General features: G+C 57.1%; 19 protein-coding genes. 12 read left to right on the top strand and 7 right to left on the bottom strand.

Annotated features, from left to right (window positions below; all coding sequences use genetic code 11):
- Nucleotides 1-65: 65 nt before the first annotated feature.
- From QQL78_RS10835 to QQL78_RS10815, 5 genes are all read right to left on the bottom strand, one after another.
- Entirely contained in the window at nt 66-926 is an 861-nt protein-coding gene (locus tag QQL78_RS10835) for a metal ABC transporter permease (RefSeq protein WP_284373312.1), read from the bottom strand.
- Nucleotides 923-1,798 (bottom strand): metal ABC transporter permease, encoded by an 876-nt coding sequence (locus tag QQL78_RS10830; RefSeq protein ID WP_284375556.1) that lies wholly within the window; start codon nt 1,796-1,798, stop codon nt 923-925. The genes QQL78_RS10835 and QQL78_RS10830 overlap by 4 nt, the downstream gene beginning before the upstream one ends.
- Nucleotides 1,798-2,691 carry a manganese/iron ABC transporter ATP-binding protein gene (locus tag QQL78_RS10825; protein ID WP_284373310.1) on the bottom strand — a complete coding sequence of 298 codons (894 nt, stop codon included), beginning with the start codon at nt 2,689-2,691 and terminating at the stop codon, nt 1,798-1,800. The genes QQL78_RS10830 and QQL78_RS10825 overlap by 1 nt, the downstream gene beginning before the upstream one ends.
- A 17-nt stretch (nt 2,692-2,708) precedes the next feature.
- Nucleotides 2,709-3,572 carry a metal ABC transporter substrate-binding protein gene (locus QQL78_RS10820; protein WP_284375554.1) on the bottom strand — a complete coding sequence of 288 codons (864 nt, stop codon included), beginning with the start codon at nt 3,570-3,572 and terminating at the stop codon, nt 2,709-2,711.
- Nucleotides 3,573-3,773: 201 nt separating this feature from the next.
- On the bottom strand, nt 3,774-3,989 hold the full coding sequence (locus tag QQL78_RS10815) for a DUF2061 domain-containing protein (protein WP_284373308.1): 216 nt from the start codon (nt 3,987-3,989) through the stop codon (nt 3,774-3,776).
- Between the two features lie 228 nt (nt 3,990-4,217).
- Between QQL78_RS10815 and QQL78_RS10810 the strand changes: the two genes are divergently transcribed.
- The 4 genes from QQL78_RS10810 (at nt 4,218) to QQL78_RS10795 (ending at nt 8,696) form a co-directional block, all read left to right on the top strand.
- Nucleotides 4,218-5,330: an S-(hydroxymethyl)glutathione dehydrogenase/class III alcohol dehydrogenase gene (locus tag QQL78_RS10810; RefSeq protein WP_284375552.1), complete on the top strand. Its 1,113-nt coding sequence runs from the start codon at nt 4,218-4,220 to the stop codon at nt 5,328-5,330.
- Nucleotides 5,331-5,430: 100 nt separating this feature from the next.
- Nucleotides 5,431-5,889: a (2Fe-2S)-binding protein gene (locus QQL78_RS10805; RefSeq protein WP_284373306.1), complete on the top strand. Its 459-nt coding sequence runs from the start codon at nt 5,431-5,433 to the stop codon at nt 5,887-5,889.
- 3 nt (nt 5,890-5,892) lie between these two features.
- Nucleotides 5,893-8,136: a xanthine dehydrogenase family protein molybdopterin-binding subunit gene (locus tag QQL78_RS10800; protein ID WP_284373305.1), complete on the top strand. Its 2,244-nt coding sequence runs from the start codon at nt 5,893-5,895 to the stop codon at nt 8,134-8,136.
- Nucleotides 8,133-8,696 (top strand): hypothetical protein, encoded by a 564-nt coding sequence (locus QQL78_RS10795; protein WP_284373303.1) that lies wholly within the window; start codon nt 8,133-8,135, stop codon nt 8,694-8,696. The genes QQL78_RS10800 and QQL78_RS10795 overlap by 4 nt, the downstream gene beginning before the upstream one ends.
- Before the next feature lie 120 nt (nt 8,697-8,816).
- Here the strand turns inward: QQL78_RS10795 and QQL78_RS10790 are convergent, their stop codons facing one another.
- Entirely contained in the window at nt 8,817-9,509 is a 693-nt protein-coding gene (locus tag QQL78_RS10790) for a DUF1045 domain-containing protein (RefSeq protein WP_284373301.1), read from the bottom strand.
- Between the two features lie 385 nt (nt 9,510-9,894).
- Here QQL78_RS10790 and QQL78_RS10785 point away from each other — a divergent pair, with 385 nt between their 5' ends.
- The 6 genes from QQL78_RS10785 (at nt 9,895) to QQL78_RS10760 (ending at nt 15,930) form a co-directional block, all read left to right on the top strand.
- Nucleotides 9,895-10,974, top strand: coding sequence for an ABC transporter ATP-binding protein (locus QQL78_RS10785; protein WP_386258062.1), 1,080 nt, complete (start codon nt 9,895-9,897; stop codon nt 10,972-10,974).
- A gap of 3 nt (nt 10,975-10,977) precedes the next feature.
- Entirely contained in the window at nt 10,978-11,889 is a 912-nt protein-coding gene (locus QQL78_RS10780; RefSeq protein WP_284373299.1) for an ABC transporter permease, read from the top strand.
- A complete protein-coding gene (locus tag QQL78_RS10775) occupies nt 11,882-12,685 on the top strand; it encodes an ABC transporter permease (RefSeq protein ID WP_284373297.1) in 804 nt (267 codons plus the stop codon). Before QQL78_RS10780 ends, QQL78_RS10775 begins: the two co-directional genes overlap by 8 nt.
- 18 nt (nt 12,686-12,703) lie before the next feature.
- Nucleotides 12,704-13,723 (top strand): ABC transporter substrate-binding protein, encoded by a 1,020-nt coding sequence (locus QQL78_RS10770; protein ID WP_284373295.1) that lies wholly within the window; start codon nt 12,704-12,706, stop codon nt 13,721-13,723.
- Between the two features lie 55 nt (nt 13,724-13,778).
- Complete coding sequence (locus tag QQL78_RS10765) at nt 13,779-15,464, top strand: amidohydrolase (RefSeq protein WP_284373293.1); 1,686 nt, start codon at nt 13,779-13,781, stop codon at nt 15,462-15,464.
- A gap of 67 nt (nt 15,465-15,531) precedes the next feature.
- Nucleotides 15,532-15,930, top strand: coding sequence for a hypothetical protein (locus QQL78_RS10760; RefSeq protein ID WP_284373292.1), 399 nt, complete (start codon nt 15,532-15,534; stop codon nt 15,928-15,930).
- A 150-nt stretch (nt 15,931-16,080) separates the two neighbouring features.
- Here the strand turns inward: QQL78_RS10760 and QQL78_RS10755 are convergent, their stop codons facing one another.
- Nucleotides 16,081-16,278: a CsbD family protein gene (locus QQL78_RS10755; protein WP_284373290.1), complete on the bottom strand. Its 198-nt coding sequence runs from the start codon at nt 16,276-16,278 to the stop codon at nt 16,081-16,083.
- A 133-nt stretch (nt 16,279-16,411) separates the two neighbouring features.
- On the opposite strand from QQL78_RS10755, the gene QQL78_RS10750 reads away from it, so the two are divergent.
- Both QQL78_RS10750 and QQL78_RS10745 read left to right on the top strand, forming a co-directional pair.
- Nucleotides 16,412-16,885 (top strand): CreA family protein, encoded by a 474-nt coding sequence (locus QQL78_RS10750; RefSeq protein WP_284373288.1) that lies wholly within the window; start codon nt 16,412-16,414, stop codon nt 16,883-16,885.
- A 60-nt stretch (nt 16,886-16,945) separates the two neighbouring features.
- Nucleotides 16,946-17,443, top strand: a complete 498-nt coding sequence (locus QQL78_RS10745) for a Dps family protein (protein WP_284373286.1) — start codon at nt 16,946-16,948, stop codon at nt 17,441-17,443.
- The last annotated feature ends 11 nt before the right edge of the window (nt 17,444-17,454 follow it).

The following is a 17,454-nucleotide window of genomic DNA, read 5'->3' as shown; positions in this document are numbered from 1 at the left end:
GACATCGGATAGCAATCTGCAAGGTCCATCGTCATTTGTAACTAAGTCCGCTCTCCGGATACTCGTCAAACCGTGCTCTTTCGTTCCTTATTCCGCGTCGACATCGCCCGCGTCACCATTTGCCGCCGTACAAACGCGGCAATAAACATTGCCGTCAGGATCAGAATGATCGTCGGGGCAGGGGCGCTGTCCAGGAAAAAACTGAGATAGCTGCCCAAAAGCATCGATGCCATGCAGACCAATACCGACACCCAAAGCATGCGACCAAAGGTGCGCACCAGCAAGAATGCAATCGCCCCCGGTGCGATCAGCAGGCCAATGGCAAGGATCAGACCCACCGCAGAAAGTGTCGCCACAATTGTCAGCGAAAGCGCGGCCAACATACCGTAGTGCAGCCAATTCACCCGCAAGCCAGAGGCCTGTGCCTGCGCGGGATCAAAACTGTGCAACAACCAATCGCGCCATTTCAACACCAGCATGAGGCCAACACCCAGCGAGATGATGCCAGCGGTCCAAAGCTCGCCCGTATCCACCCCCAGCATATTGCCAAACAGGATGTGATCCAGATGTGCGTTTGTTTCAATTGCGACATACATCACGATGCCAAGGCCGAACATGCCGGAAAACACCACCCCCATCACCGTGTCCTGTTTGACCCGGCTGTTATTGGACAGATACCCCGTCGCAACGGCACAGGTCATCCCGGCGGCAAAGGCCCCGATGATCAGGGGCAGCCCAAGGATATAGGCCAGCACAATACCGGGTAGCACCGCATGGCTGACCGCATCCCCCATCAGTGCCCAGCCTTTGACCACCAGAAAACACGACAGCAAGGCCGTGGGCACCGAGACAATGATCGAAATCAGGAAAGCGTTCTGCATAAAGCCGAACCGTAACGGCAAGGTGAGTGTCTCGATATCCATCATGCCGCCTCTTGCTTTGCAGGCCTGTCCCGCAGGACCATCGCGGCCTTGCGTCTCGCCGCCAGCAGCCCATGTTTGGGGGCAAAGACAAAAGCCACAAGAAAGATCAGGGTTTGCAAGCAAACGATGACACCACCAGTGGCCCCATCAAGAAAATAACTGACATAGGCCCCGACAAAACTTGTGATGGAGCCAATGGCGACAGACAGGGCGATCAGCCGAGGGAACCGGTCACACAAGAGATAGGCCGTGGCCCCCGGTGTGACGACCAACGCGATGACCAGAAAGGCACCAACCGTTTGCATCGCGGCGACCACACAGGCCGACAGCAGCACAAAGAACACCGCTTTCAGCAGGCCGGTGCGCAGACCGATGGTGCGGGCGTGGGTTTCGTCAAAAAACGTGACCATCAGATCTTTCCATTTGGCCAGCAGAATGGCCAGCGAAACAAAGCCGATGATCGCCAGTTGCAGCGTGTCTTCCGGGGTGATGGCAAGGATGTTGCCCATGGTGATGGTCTGGATCGACACTGCCATCGGGTTTATCGAGACGATAAACAGGCCCAGCCCGAAGAAAGAGGTGAAAATTAATCCGATGATCACATCAACCTTGAGGCCAGACCGCTCGGACAGGAACAACATCGCCCCGGCGGCTAGGCCCCCCGCGATAAACGCCCCCAAGGCGAATGGCAGGCCCAGCAAATAGGCCCCCGCCACGCCCGGCACCACCGAATGGGACAGGGCATCACCGATCAGCGACCAGCCTTTCAGCATCAGATAAGCCGATAGAAACGCACAGACCCCGCCAACCAGCGCGGAAACCCACATGGCATTGACCATATAGCCATAGCTGAAGGGTTGCAGCAGGGTATCCATCATGATCCCTGATCCGAACGATGGGTCTTGTCGTCATATTGCACAAAGGGACGTTCATCATCGGTAAAGATGGTGACAGCGCGGGCATCTTCATCGTCGTGCAACGTGTCACCGCCAAGGGTGATCTGGCGCAGCACACCGCCAAAGGTCTGTTCAAGATTGTCGCGGGTAAAGGTGGTTTCGGTCAGCCCATGGGCCAGCACCGTGCCTTTGACCAGAATGGTACGGTCACAAAATTCGGGCACAGATCCAAGGTTATGCGTCGAGACCAGCATCACCCGCCCCTCATCGCGCAATTCGCGCAGTAGGGCGACAATCTGCTCTTCGGTTTTGACGTCCACCCCGGTGAAAGGCTCGTCCAGCAGGATGACCTGTCCGTCTTGCGCCAAAGCGCGGGCAAGGAAAACCCGTTTGCGTTGACCGCCGGACAACTCGCCAATCTGACGGTGGCGGAAGTCTTGCATGTTGACGCGCCTGAGCGCCTGATCAACCGCATCATGATCCGCCTGTTTGGCACGCCGGAAAAACCCCATGTGACCATAGCGGCCCATCATCACGACATCCTCGACCAGCACCGGAAAGTCCCAATCAACCTCTTCGGCCTGCGGAACATAGGCCACCAGATTTCGGGAGAGGGCGGTTTTCACATCCATGCCCAGAATGCTGATCTCGCCCTTGGCGGCAGGTACAAACCCCATGATCGTCTTGAACAAAGTTGATTTACCGGCCCCATTGATCCCCACCAACGCGGTCACCGTGCCACGTGGAATGTCAAAACTGGCGTCCCACAGGGCGGTGTGGCCGTTGCGATAGGTCACTGTGACGTCCTGTGCCCGCAGCCCCGCAGTTGCCTGCGCGGATGGTTCTGAGGGGATTTCGGTCTTTTGCAACATGGGGTTTCCTTGCAGGTCTATTTCAATGCCGCGCTCAACCCGTCGGTGACGGTTGTGCTCGTCACACGCAGCAGATCAAGATAGGTCGGCACCGGCCCGTCGGGCCCGGAAAGACTGTCCACATAAAGCGCACCACCATAGGCCGCGCCGGTTTCTCGCGCCACCTGTTCAGCGGGGGCTGTGTTGACGGTGCTTTCGCAGAACACCACCGGAATATCATTATCGCGCACCCCGTCGATCACCTTGCGTACCTGTTGCGGTGTGCCGGTCTGGTCCGCGTTCATCGGCCAGAGATAAAGCTCCTGCAGGCCCATATCACGTGCGAGATAGCTGAACGCCCCTTCGCAAGTGACCAGCCAGCGCTGATCCTGCGGGATGTCCGCAATTGCGGCCTTTAGCGGCTCCAGCGTGTCGCGCAGTTCCTGTTTGTACTGCGTGGCGTTTGCCTCATAGGTCGCGGCGTTCTCCGGGTCATTCTCTGACATGGCTTTGGCGATATTGTCTACATAGATCAGTGCGTTATCCAAGCCCATCCAGGCGTGTGGATTGGGCAGACCCTGATAGCTGCCAGACGCAATCGAGATCGGAGCAATGCCGTCCGTCAGGGTGGCGGCGGGCACGTCGGACATGTTGGAGAGAAACTGCTCAAACCACAGTTCAAGGTTCATGCCGTTCCACAGGATCAGATCGGCATCATAGGCGCGCACAATGTCTTGCGGTGTGGGTTGATAGCCGTGGATTTCGGCACCCGGTTTGGTCACAGACACAACCTCTGCTGCGTCACCCGCGACATTTGCGGCCATATCCGCCAGCACGGTAAAGGTGGTCACTACCTTCATCTTATCCTGTGCTGCGACAGCGGTTGAAAACAGCGTTGCCATCAGGCCCGTCGCAACAAAAGCAGCGCATCGGTTCTTCATTCCAGACTCCCGTCAAAACGCGTTATTGCGCCTACATGCAAATCATTCGCAACAAATGTCAAGCCTGTTGCGAATTATTCTCATTTAGCCTGTCGCCAGTTTTACAACGGGGATCTGGGAGAGGCGTATCGGGCTGTTGTTCATCCTTCAGAGGCTTGCGGTCTAGTCGGGCAGATCGGACAACCGGCCCCAGCTGATACGCTGCCAGATGCGTTCATGCAGAACATAGGTAAGTATGCCCGTGACGCAGGCAATAAATGCCATGCCTCCGGCTGCATTCAACGACCCTGTGGTGACATACCCGATGGCGACCATCATGAAAAACCCAATGACCTGCCAGGTCAAGGCTTTGACAATTGTGCGCTTTTTCAAATCCATAATGGCCTCCTTCGTTGCTCCCGCTATATCGGCAGGCGTAGGGAAGGAACCATTCAGAGAATTGTCACAATTTAACGCATATGGTGATAATATGAAACATCAGTTATTAAATCACTCGATGCTGATTTCCCAATTCCCGCCATGACAAAGGACAGTGTACCGCCCGTTCTTGACATCGGGCTTTGGCATAGGCCACCTGAGACAAACCCATTGGAGGAGATCACAATGATGAAGACCCGCGCCGCTGTCGCCGTTGCCGCTGGCAAACCGCTTGAGATCATGGAGGTCAACCTTGAGGGGCCGAAACGTGGCGAGGTTCTGGTGGAAATCAAGGCCACTGGCCTATGCCACACTGATGAATTTACCCGCTCGGGCGATGACCCGGAGGGCATCTTCCCGGCCATTCTGGGCCATGAGGGGGCAGGTGTCGTGATGGAAGTGGGCGAGGGTGTGACCACGCTGGAAGTGGGCGATCACGTGATCCCGCTTTACACGCCGGAATGCCGTGAATGCGAATATTGTCTGTCGGGCAAAACCAACCTGTGTCAGGCGATCCGCGTCACACAGGGGCGGGGCCAACTGCCTGATGGGACAACACGTTTCTCAATGCTCGATGGCACGCCAATTCATCACTACATGGGGTGTTCCACCTTTGCCAACCACACGGTTGTGCCGGAAATTGCACTGGCCAAAGTGCGTAAGGACGCGCCCTTTGACAAGATTTGCTATATCGGCTGTGGCGTTACCACAGGCATTGGCGCGGTGATCAACACAGCCAAGGTCGAGATCGGCGCGCGCTGCGTGGTCTTTGGTTTGGGCGGCATCGGGTTGAATGTGATCCAAGGGCTGCGTCTTGCCGGTGCGGATCAGGTGGTCGGCGTGGATCTGAATGACGACAAGGAAGAAACCGGCCGCTATTTTGGCATGACCGATTTTGTGAACCCCTCCAAGGTTGAGGGTGATCTGGTTGCCCATCTGGTCGAACTGACCAAAGGCGGGGCAGATTACACCTTTGACGCCACCGGCAACACACAGGTCATGCGTACTGCGCTGGAGGCGGCGCATAAGGGCTGGGGCGAAAGCATCATCATTGGTGTGGCCCCCGCAGGTGCAGAGATTTCAACCCGTCCTTTCCAGCTGGTTACTGGCCGTGTCTGGCGTGGTACCGCCTTTGGCGGGGCCAAGGGGCGCACAGATGTACCCAAGATTGTCGATTGGTATATGGACGGCAAGATCGAGATTGATCCGATGATCACCCACAAGCTGACCTTGGATGAAATCAACCACGGGTTTGACCTGATGCATCAGGGCAAATCGATCCGGGCGGTGGTGGAATTCTGATCCTGCCGACACTCTGTTTGACGTCATGACGTAATGTAGCACTTGCCCGACACTGGCGCGGCTCTAAATTGAACTGAACAGTTCAGACAGGAGCCGCGCCATGAAGCTGACCGTAAACGGAAATGAACATGAGGTGGATGTCGAGGACGACATGCCGCTTTTGTGGGTCCTGCGCGACGAATTGGGAATCACGGGGCCGAAATACGGCTGCGGCATTGCCCAATGCGGGGCCTGTACCGTGCATATGGACGGGGTCGCCGTGCGGTCCTGTCAGGTGGCGGCGGCTGATGTGGATGGCGATATCACCACCATCGAAGGGCTGGGCACACCAACGGCCCTGCACGCTGTTCAAAAAGCATGGGTCGACCATCAGGTCGCGCAATGCGGTTACTGCCAGTCCGGCCAGATCATGCAGGCGGCCTCGTTTCTGGATTTGAATCCGGAGCCTTCAGACGATCAGATTGATGCAGCGATGAGCGCAAACCTGTGCCGCTGTGGCACCTACCCACGCATCCGCGCTGCGGTCAAAACCGCGGCCAGCCGCTTGCAGGGGGCCTGAACCATGGGACGTATAAAAACCATTGCGCGGCGCAGCTTTCTGGTCGGATCTGCGGCTATCTTGGGTGGGGTGGCCTTTGGCACCTATATGTACAAACGCGAGGTCGAGAACCCGCTCGAGGCGGGGCTGGCTGATGGTGAAGTGACCTTTAATCCCTTTGTAAAGATTGACGCAAAGGGGGTGACCTTGATCACGCCACGCGCGGATGTTGGGCAGGGGGCCTATTCGGTTCAGGCGCATTTGATCGCTGCAGAGCTGGACGTTGATCTGGATCAGGTGCGGATTGATCCGGGCCCGCCTTCCGCCGCCTATTACAACGGGGTGGTGGCGGTTGAGGGTATGCCGATTGCGGCAACCTCTGAAACATTTTTGGCCCGTGCCGGGCGCGGGGCCTCTGATGTGGTGGGCAAGCTGATGGGGCTGCAACTGACGGGCGGCTCCAGCACAGTGCCTGATATGTATGACCGGTTGCGTATGGCAGGGGCGGTGGCGCGCGAGACACTGATTTCGGCGGCAGCAACCCAAACCGGGCTTGCCGTGGACCAGTTGCGGACCGAAAAGGGCGCTGTTGTGCTGCCCGATGGCACGCGGCTGGACTATGTTGATCTGGCGGCAGTGGCGGTAGAAACACCTGTGGTCGAGGATGTTGTGTTGCGGGATCCGGCTACATGGCAGAGCCTGGGGAAACCGCATCAGCGCACCGATATTCTGGCGAAGTCCACCGGTACGCAGGAATACGGTATTGATCTAAAGATGGACGCTATGGTGCATGCCACCACCCGTACGAATCCGGCCATTGGTGGCGGCATCTTGGGATTTGATGCGACAGAGGCCAAAACCATGCGCGGTGTGCAGGCGGTATTGATGATCACCGGCGGCATCGCGGTGGTTGCCGACAACACTTGGCGGGCGTTTCAGGCGGCAGATGCGGTGGCATGTGAATGGGGGCCGTCGCCCTATGTGGGGGACACAGAACAGCAGTTTGCCGCGGTGGCAGAGTCCTTCATTGAAGAGCGGCAGGACAGCCGGTTCAAGGATGAGGGCGATGTCACCGCGGCGCTGGAAACCGCCGAGACAGTGTTGGAAGCGGAATACCGCATTCCCTATCTTGCCCATGCCCCGCTTGAGCCGATGAGCGTTGTGGTCAAATTGAGTGCGGACCGGCTGGACATCTGGACCGGCACGCAAATCCCGCGCTTTGTGCAGGATGGTGCCGCTGCCCTCTCGGGGTTGGACAGCGAACAGGTGCATCTTCATGTGTTGATGTCAGGTGGCAGTTTCGGACGGCGGTTGGAAGATGATTATGTCCGGCAAGCGGTTGAGATTGCGATGCAATTGCCGGACACGCCGATCAAGATGGTCTGGACCCGTGAAGAGGACATGACTCATGATTTTCCACGCCCCCTTGCGATGTCGCGCGCACGTGGTGCAGTGGCGGATGGTGCGGTGCAGGGTTTTGACCTGTCGATTGCCGCACCTTCGGTGACGGAATCCTCGCTGGGCCGGTTGGGTCAGCCGGCGATGGGACCGGATGTGGCGATTGTGGCAGGGGCATGGGATCAACCCTTTGCCATCCCGCATTACCGTGTAACCGGGTATCGGGTGCCTGCGATGGTGCCGGTCAGCTCCTGGCGGTCGGTCGGGGCGTCCGGCAATGGTTTCCTGCACGAAAGTTTCATGGATGAGCTGTGCCATGCTGCAGGTGTTGACCCGCTGGCAGAACGGTTGCGCCTGTGCAGTGACGACCTGTCCCGTGCGGTACTGGAGGAAGTTGGCAAAATGTCCGACTGGGGCCGCGACCTTGGCCCCAAGCGCGGGCGCGGTCTGGCATTTACCCTGGCCTTTGGGGTGCCTACAGCACAGGTCGTCGAAGTGAGCGACACGCCAGACGGCATCCGCATTGATAAGGTTTTTGTAGTAGCGGAAGTGGGCCGTGTGCTGGACCCGGTGAATTTCGAGGCGCAGCTTTCCGGTGGTGTGATCTGGGGGCTGGGTCATGCGATGAATTGTGAGCTGACCTATGAGGGGGGGGTGGCGCAGCAGGATAACTTTCACGCCTTTGAGGCGATGCGTCTTTATCAGACGCCACAAATCGAGGTGCGGGGATTGGAAAACGGCGAGAAAATCAGAGGGATCGGCGAACCCGGTGTGCCACCGGCGGCACCGGCGCTTGGCAATGCGATTTTCGCGGCGACTGGCCAGAGGATCAGGGAACTGCCGTTTTCAAAATCGGTGGATTTCGCATGAGGGGGCTGCTTTTCGCGCTGCTCATCGCAGGGACTGGCGCTTCTGCGCAGACCGTGACGCGGGAAGAGGGGCTGGCGGCCTGGGACCGGATCTATGAAGTGGCCTCGCATCCGCGGTGTACCAATTGTCATGTTGGTGCGCAGGAGGCACCGATGTGGCAGGGGTTGACCTATGGTGACAGCGCGAAACACGGGATGGGTGTGAAAGCCGATGAAAGCCGGATCGGGGCCGAAAGCATGCCCTGCCGGACCTGTCATGTGACTGCCGTGGGGCGGGATATTGGCTCTCCCTCGGCACCGCAGATTGAGGAGGCCTGGCGCTTGCCGCCGGTCGAGCTGGATTGGCTGGAGGAAAGCAGTGCCAGCCTTTGTGCCCAGCTGCGCGACCCCGCGTTGAACGATGGTCACGATATTGCGCAGCTGGCGGAGCATTTGCGCAGCTCGCCTTTTGTGGCCTGGGGATTCGAGCCCGGTGCGGGGCGTTCAAAACCAGTGGGAAGTGTTGAGGAGATGGCGCGTGATGTGGAGATTTGGGGGGCGGCGGGGAGCCCTTGCCAATGAGGGGCGCTATGTGGTGAGTGCGGACAGTATATAGGGCCAAAAAGAGGGGGGTGTTGGCCCTTTGCAAGGTGTTGGCCCTTTGCAAGATAGGTTCCTTGCGGTGTTGACCGGCCTAGATTGTTACCTTGCCGCAAGCCGAGCGCGGCGGATTTGATGGAACATGCCCTTTTTGTCTTGTCCCATCAGTGTCACCGCATCGATTTCAAGTAGCGGTGGCAGGGCAGGAGTGATCATCTTTTGCGCTTGGGAAAGCACAGCCGCCTTTGACACCTGCCGCAGCGGCCCTGTCAGGGTCATGTGAAAGTGAAAATCCTCAAAGATGTAAGGGTAGCCCCAGTCCAGCATTTGCTGGTCCTGTCGCGGGCTGAGACGGGATTTGCGTCGGCGCGTGATTTCCTCGGGGGTGAGCGGGGCGCGTAGATGATCCAGTTTTCTGACCAGAGCGGAAGCCAGATTCCGCAGCGCCACAGGGTTGGCTACAGGGCGCAGGGCAAGGAAGCCATGGTCCGTGCTGAATTCCAATCGGCCAACTGTGACGGGGGTATGGTTTTGTGCAATGGCGTCAACCGCATCGAGTAAAGTTTGAAAATCCGCGGCTTCGGCCAGATGAAACGGGGCTTTCAGCGTGGCGTGAAACCCGTATTTACGCGGCCGCATGGTAAGTTTTGCCAGATCCAGGCCCGGCAGATGTGGTTGCGCCGCAGCCTGTCCGAGGGCAGAGTCCCAGCCCAGCCATGCCGCTGTCAGATCTGCAAAGGTGCCGGCGGGGGGCGTGTAGAAGATAGCGTATCTTTCAAATCTGTTTTCTTCCATGCGCCCGGTGCCCTTTACCTTTTGCTATGGGCATCAGATGCCACAAGAGCTTGCTCTTGCAAACGCCTGTCAGCGGTGCAGCGCCGGGAAGAGTACGGCCAGCGCGGGACTGACGGGGATACCGCTGCGTGACGCCTTAATCCGGTCCGGGACAGATGCAGAGCCTCTGGCAGTCTGGCCCTTGGGCGGCATTTACCCTCATCGCTTGAAAAACAAGCAGGTAGCGGGGGAACTGCTTGTTCTGTAACCTTGGGATTCCCTTTCGGACGAGAGATGCATCAGGGGCGAGAATTTCATTTGCACCGCCGCAGAATTTGATCATAATCTTCTCAAAAGCGACGGTCATTGACTGATCCATGTAGGTGACACGTCGGGGGGATATAAATTGACGACAGCGATAAGCCTGCGCGATCTGCGCAAAACCTATGCCGGAAATCCGCCTGTGAATGCCTTGGCTGGCGCGGATCTGGATATTTTCGACAACGAGTTTTTCACGCTGCTGGGGCCATCGGGGTGCGGTAAAACCACGCTGTTGCGGCTGATTGCGGGGTTTGAACACCCGACCTCGGGCAGTCTGGACATGTTTGGCAAGAGCATTCTGGACCTGCCGCCCTACAAACGCCCGATCAACACGGTGTTTCAAAGCTATGCCCTGTTTCCGCATCTGACAGTGGCACAGAATATTGCCTTCGGGCTTGAAATGTTGGGCAAACCTAAGGCCGAGATCAAGGCGACCGTTGCCGAAATGGTTGATCTGGTGCAGATGACCGAACTGGCCGACCGCCAGACCAGCCAGATTTCAGGCGGGCAGCAACAGCGGGTCGCATTGGCGCGCGCGCTGGCCCCGAAGCCACGGGTGTTGCTGCTGGATGAGCCGCTGAGCGCGCTGGACTTTAAGCTGCGTAAGGAAATGCAGCTTGAGCTGAAGCGGTTGCAGACCGAAACCGGTATTACCTTTATTTTCGTCACCCATGATCAGGAAGAGGCGCTGACCATGTCAGACCGGATTGCGGTGATGAATGCCGGCTCCATCCGCCAGATTGGAGCACCGCGTGATATTTATGATCATCCTGCCGAAAGATTTGTTGCGGATTTCATTGGGGATACCAATTTCTTGCCTGCCGAAGTGAGCAGCGTTCAGGACCAGACGGCGGTTGTGCGCCTTGCCTCGGGGCAAACCACAACTGCGCTATTGCCAGAGGGTGGCGCGCGCGCGGGGCAGGTGACCTTGGCGCTGCGTCCTGAACATGCCAGGCTGGTAGCGCCGGAAGAGGGGCTCTTGACCGGGGCCGTCGACAATATCGTCTACTTCGGCACCGACACGCATATTCACGTCAAACTGCAAGACGGCACCAGTTTTGTGCTGCGTCAGCAAAACAGTCCCGATGCGCAATTGCGTTTTGACACAGGGGATACTGCGGGCATCCGGTTTTCGCCGGATGTGGCGCAGGTGTTGAAAGACTGACGGATGGTGGACAGTTCCCTCAGCGCCGAAAAACGCGCCGCGCGCACCCGCTGGATGTTGTTGGCACCGGCACTGATTATTCTGGTCTTTGCCGCCAGCGGTCCTTTGTTGATCACAGTGATCTATTCCTTTTTGACAGCGGGGGATTACGGCGGGGTTGAATGGCAATTCTCGACTGAAGCTTGGTTTAATGTCTTTGCGCAGCGTGACATTTTTGAGGACACATTGGGCTGGTCGGATGCGCATCTCAGCATTTTCTGGCGGTCGGTGAAACTGTCGCTGATCACCACGCTGGCCTGTCTGTTTTTTGGCGTGCCGACGGCTTATTTCATTGCGACCCGCCCAAAGAAGCAACGCGATCTTTGGATGTTGTTGATCATCATCCCCTTCTGGACAAACCTGTTGATCCGCACCTTTGCCATTCTGGAATTGATCCGCAACGAGGGCACAATCAACACGATCCTGCTTTGGACCGGGGTGATCGATGCGCCGATCCAGATGCTCTACACCGAGTTTTCGATCATCCTTGGCATGGTTTACGTCTATCTGCCGCTGATGGTGTTGCCGGTTTATGCCTCGATGGAGCGGCTGGATTTCAGCCTGATCGAAGCGGGCTATGACCTTTATGCGACGCGATTCAAGGTGCTGCGCCGTGTCATCCTGCCGTTGGTCAAACCGGGGATCATTGCCGGCTCCATTCTGGTGTTCGTGCCGTCACTCGGGGCCTATGTTACCCCAAGGGTCATGGGTGGCGGCAACCAGCTGATGATTGGGAACCTCATCGAGTTACAGTTTGGACAGGGGCGCAACTGGCCCCTTGGTGCAGCGCTTTCGATGACCTTGCTGGCGATCGTGATGGTGGCGTTGATTTTTTATGTGCGCGCCGCAGGCAATGAGGAGACCCGCCATGGCTGAGCGTGGGTTCAACATTCGCAAGCAAACCGGCTTTACCCAGATTGCGATTGCCTGTTTCGTGATGCTGTATATGCCGATCATTCTGCTGGTGATCTATTCCTTCAATGCGGGAACCTCGATTGCCATCTGGGAAGGGTTTTCATGGCAGTGGTATGTTTCTGCCTGGGCCAATGAACAGGTGCAGGAAGCGACAGTGCGCTCCTTGATCGTCGCGGTTTGGGCTTCTGCCATTGCCACAACGGTGGCCGTGCTGGCGGCCCTTGCCACCACACGCACGCCAAAGTTCAAAGGCCAGACTGCGGTTTTCACCATGATCAACCAGCCGCTGATGGTGCCGGAAATCGTCACCGCTGTGGCACTGTTGATCTTCTTTGCGATGATCAAGGTGGCCACCGGATATACCGGCCTGCTGTATCTGATCATTGCCCATGCGGCCTTTTGCATTCCCTTCGCCTATCTGCCGATCCGCGCAAGGTTGCAGGGCATGGATCTCAGCCTGGAACAGGCGGCTGCGGATCTTTATGCCTCGCCCTTCCAGGTGTTCCGCCGCATCACCCTGCCACAGCTCTGGCCGGGGATTGTCGCGGGGGCGATGCTGGCCTTTGTGATCTCTCTGGATGATGTGGTGATCACCGAGTTTGTGAAATCTGCCGGTCAGGATACGCTGCCCACCTATATGCTGGGTCAGTTGCGCCGTGTGATGACGCCGGAAATCAACGCCATTTCGACTGTGCTGCTGGCCATTTCGGTCACCATGGTCATTGCCTTTACGCTGCTGACGAAAATACGAAAATAATAAACCTGGGAGACGACAATGAAAAAGACACTTACCGCTTTAACGCTGGTCCTCGCCGGCCCTGCCTTTGCCGAAGGCGAGCTGAACATCTATAACTGGGGCAATTATACCTCGCCCGAGATGATCACAAAATTCGAGGAAGAGACCGGTATCAAAGTCACCATCACCGATTATGACAGCAACGACACGGCTCTGGCCAAGATCAAGGCTGGCGGTCACGGCTTTGATATCGTTGTGCCCTCTGGCACCTATGTGCCAGTGTTTGTCGGCGAAGGGTTGTTGATGGAAAGCAACCCCAACCAGATGGAGAACTTTAAACACATGGACCCGCAATGGGTTGATGTGGAGTTTGATCCGGGCCGTAAATACACGGTGCCATGGCAGTGGGGGACGGTGGGTGTCACGGTCAACACCTCGGTCTATAGCGGCGATATCAACACCGCGGCGGTGATTTTTGATCCGCCGGAGGAGTTGAAAGGCAAGATCAACGTTGTGCCGGAAATGAACGATGTGATGGGCATGGCGATCCACTATGTCGGTGGTGATCAGTGCACGGATGATCTTGAGGTGCTGAAAAAGGTGCGTGACACCCTGACAGCGGCCAAGCCGAACTGGCTGTCGATGGACTATGGCAATATCGAAAAATACGCCAAGAATGACCTTTCCGCCGGTGTGAACTGGAACGGCGCATCTTTCCGCGCGCGCAACCAGAACCCCGACATCGCTTTCGGCTATCCGCAGGAAGGTTTCCCCGTCTGGATGGACAATGCCGCCATCCTGAGCGACGCGCAGAATGTGGAAGAGGCCAAGACGTTTCTCAACTTTGTGATGGACCCAGAGAATGCGGCGATGCTGTCGGAATTCGCGCGTTATGCGAACGGCATCAAAGGGTCAGAAGCCTTTATGCCAGAAGACATGAAAACCGCGCCTGAAGTTGTGGTGCCTGACGAGTTGAAGGGTGCGGCCTATGTGGCCAAGACCTGTCCGCCCTCTGCAACCAAGCTTTATACCGCGATCTGGACTGAACTTCAGAAGTAAACATCTGACGGCCCCTTGGGAAACCGGGGGCCGTCTTTCCGTTTGGAGAACCGCCATGGCATCTGCCCCCGATATCATCATTCACAACGGTGCATTGATCACTTTTGATCCGGATATGCCCAAGGCAGAGGCATTGGCGATCGCCGGTGGCACGATAACAGCTGTTGGCACGGATGCGGAGGTCACCGCGCTGGCCGGGCCGGATACACAGGTGATCGACGCCATGGGCGGCACGGTCATGTCCGGTTTCATCGACAGCCATGTGCATCTGTTTGGCGGTTCGGTTGAGCTGACCTGTCTGGATCTTTACGGGGTTGTCGGCCTTGAAGAAATGAGCCGCCGCATCCGTCCCTATGCAGAGGCAAATCCAGATGATGATCTGGTGTTCTGTGTGATGGCGGATTACGGCATTCTGGGCACCGGCAAAACGCCCACGCGCCACGACCTTGATCAAATTATCGCCGACCGCCCCTTGGCGCTGTTTGCACCGGATCACCATACCATCTGGGCCAATACCGCAGCTTTGGAAGCCACCGGGCTGATCGACGCGCCCGAGGTGGATGCAGGATCGATCATCGTAAAAGGCGCAGATGGCAAGGCCAATGGTGAGCTGCTGGAGCCGGGTGCCTATGGTCCGATCCTCGAGATGACCCGCCACAAGGGCCGCGAGATGTTGGGGCTGGTTACAGGGCGCGATCCTGAGCCCGCTGCAACACCGGCAGAGCGTGAGATGGACAAGGATGTGATCGAAGCTGGGCTGCGCCACTGCGCGGCACAGGGCATCACCGGGCTGCATCTGATGGATGGCAACCTCTATCAACTTGAACTGCTGAGCGAGCTTGAGGCCGAAGGCCGCCTGCATTGCCGTACCATGGTGCCTTTCCATTTCAAAGGCACTGATGAAATTGCCCGCATTGCTGCCGAAGGGGTTGCCATGCGCGACCGCTTTCAAGGGGATAAGGTCTGGTGCGGCCATATGAAAATGTTCATTGATGGGGTGATCGAAAGCGGCACCGCGCTGATGTTGCAGCCTTATCCCGGTGAGATGGGGGCCAATGACAACACTGGCGATGAGGTCTTTACCCAAGAGCATTTTGTTGCTGCCGCTGTGGAGGCTGACCGTCATGGTTTTCAAATCGCTGTGCATGCCATTGGCGATGCCGGTGTGCGGCGCACCATTGATGCCTATGAGGCCGCGCAACAGGCCAATGGCAAACGCGACGCCCGCCATCGGATCGAACACCTTGAGGTGATGCACCCAAATGACATTCCGCGATTGGCTGCTTTGGATATTGTGGCGTCAATCCAGCCGGGGCATGCACCCATCGGGCATATTTTTCCGCCTGATGGCGTTGGCAAATATCTGCACCCGCATCAGATTGCTGGGGCCTATGCCTGGCAGAACATCCGCGCCTCCGGCGCAAGGGTAATTTTCTCAACCGATTGGCCGGTGATCCCTGTGGACGTCATGCCGAATGTAAAAGCCGCCATTGCGCCGCTTGATCTGGGGCCGGAATGGACGGATCAGACGCAAAGCCTGACGGACACGCTGGCCAGCTACACGCGCGACAATGCATGGGTGGAGTTCAAAGAGGACGTCAAAGGTATGTTGAAAGCCGGTATGCAGGCAGATGTTGTGGTGATGAGCCATGATCTGCACGCGCTGGCACCCAAGGACATCACCAAGGCCCATGCGGTCAAGACGATCTGTGACGGCGTGGTCAGCCATTCCGCGGCGTGAACCGCTGGCGTTTTTCGACCTGTCGCCCTAAGTACGGACCGGCAAGAGCAATCAACCGGAGAGAATGATGGCACGTGGTGCAGGTGGAAATGACGGCGGCACGATGAGCTTTGTCCTCGGCTTGGCCATGATGATTGGCGGGGGGTATCTTTTGCTGAACGGTATTGTGGTGCGCCCCAATTTCGGGATGGGCGCGCGGGTGTTTGGCATCGGCGGTGTGGCGATTACGTCCGGGATGGTGCTTATTCCGTTCATGTTTGGCGTGGGTATGGTGTTTTACAATGCCCACAACTGGTTTGGCTGGATCTTGGCACTGGGGTCGCTACTTGCGCTGATCTTTGGCGTGATTGTAAATATGACGATCCAGATGGCCCGGATGAGCGGTTTTGATCTGATCGTTATTCTTGTGCTGCTGGTGGGGGGGATCGGATTGTTCCTGCGCTCGCTGCGCGATTTCAGTAGATAGGCTGTATTTGTAAGGATCCGCACCTTGCTGTTGCGGCTTGCGCAATAGATCGGGCCGAAAACGAAAAAGCCTCCTGTCAGGAGGCTTGATCGCAGTTGGTTGCCCGCCCTGCTGCTATGGTAACAACCGGGGCAGGCGTAATCGCATGGCTTAGGATTCATTCATCCATGAATCGACTTCCGCCTTGGCCTCTTCTTTGGTCTTGCCATAGCGCTTCTGGATCAAGCCTTCGAGCTGTTCACGCTCGCCTGCGGCTTCGTCCAGTTCGTCATCGGTAAGTTCACCCCATTTGCTGCGGGCTTTACCCTTCATGATTTTCCATTCGCCTTTAATCTGGTCCCAGTTCATAGTGCTTCTCCTCAGCAGGGTACAATTTTTGTCGTCTGGATAAACAACCAAGGCAGAAGGAAAGCGTTCCAAAAACTTCGCATGGAACCAAAACCCCACCTGTTGGTTGAGACCTTTTGATCAGGAGAAAAACATGTCATTTAAACGCGCTCTTATCGCCACCTGCCTTTCGTTGTTGCCCGTGGCGGCGACGGCCGAGCAGGTCGGCAGTGTCGATGTGGACTGGCTGGGCAATGACATCCTGATCGAGGCCTTTGCAGATCCTGAAGTGGCAGGAGTGACCTGTCATGTTGCCTATTTTGATAGAGGGGTGATTGACCGGCTGCAAAAGGGGAACTGGTTTGAAGATCCTTCCAATGCATCCGTTTCCTGTCGCCAGACGGGGCCGATTACCATTGGTGACATTGAGCGTGACGATGAAGGCGAGCGGGTGTTTTCCGAACGCCGCTCTATCGTTTTGAAATCCCTGCGTGTCACCCGGATCTTTGACGAGGCCAATCAAACGCTGATCTATATCGCCCATGCCAATGAGCTGCAAAACGGCTCTGCCAAAATGTCTATTTCTACCGTCCCTTTATTTGACCCCACCGCGGCGGCGCAAAACTAACGCCGCGGGCAGGGAACGAAGTCTGTCGCTGCCAGTTGGGGGATAGAAAGGAGACATAAGATGACAAATGCTTTGAAACCTACCCCCGAGGTCGTGAAGATCGAAACTGGCGTGAGCAACGCCAAGGCCGTCGCCAAGGAGCTGGCGAAGGTGCTTTCCGATACCTACAATCTGACCATCAAGACCCACGCGGTGCATTGGAACGTTGAAGGGCCGATGTTCTTTGCCGTGCACAACCTGACAGAGGCGCAATATGGTGATCTGTTCGACGCGGCTGATGTGATCGCAGAGCGTATTCGCGCGCTGGGTCATCTGACGGCGATGTCGCCCTCTGACCTGCTGAAAGGGTCGGTTGTGACCGACATCGAAGATGCCGCAGATGCGATCACATTGTGCAACAGTCTGGCTGAGGATCACAGCAAGGTCGCCAAACGTTTGCATGATGTGATTGAAAAGGCTGGCGAAGCCGGTGATCCGGTGACAGAGGATCTTGCGACCGCACGTGCGGCCTTCCATGAAAAAGCCGCCTGGATGCTGCGCGCCCTTGCGACCACATAACAGGTAATGCG

Origin of the sequence: Sulfitobacter pacificus, assembly GCF_030159975.1 — a bacterium.
In the GTDB taxonomy this organism is placed as follows: Bacteria; Pseudomonadota; Alphaproteobacteria; order Rhodobacterales; family Rhodobacteraceae; genus Sulfitobacter; species Sulfitobacter pacificus.
The sequence above is the reverse complement of the archived record's forward strand: the minus strand, read 5'-3'. Positions and strand labels throughout refer to the sequence as shown.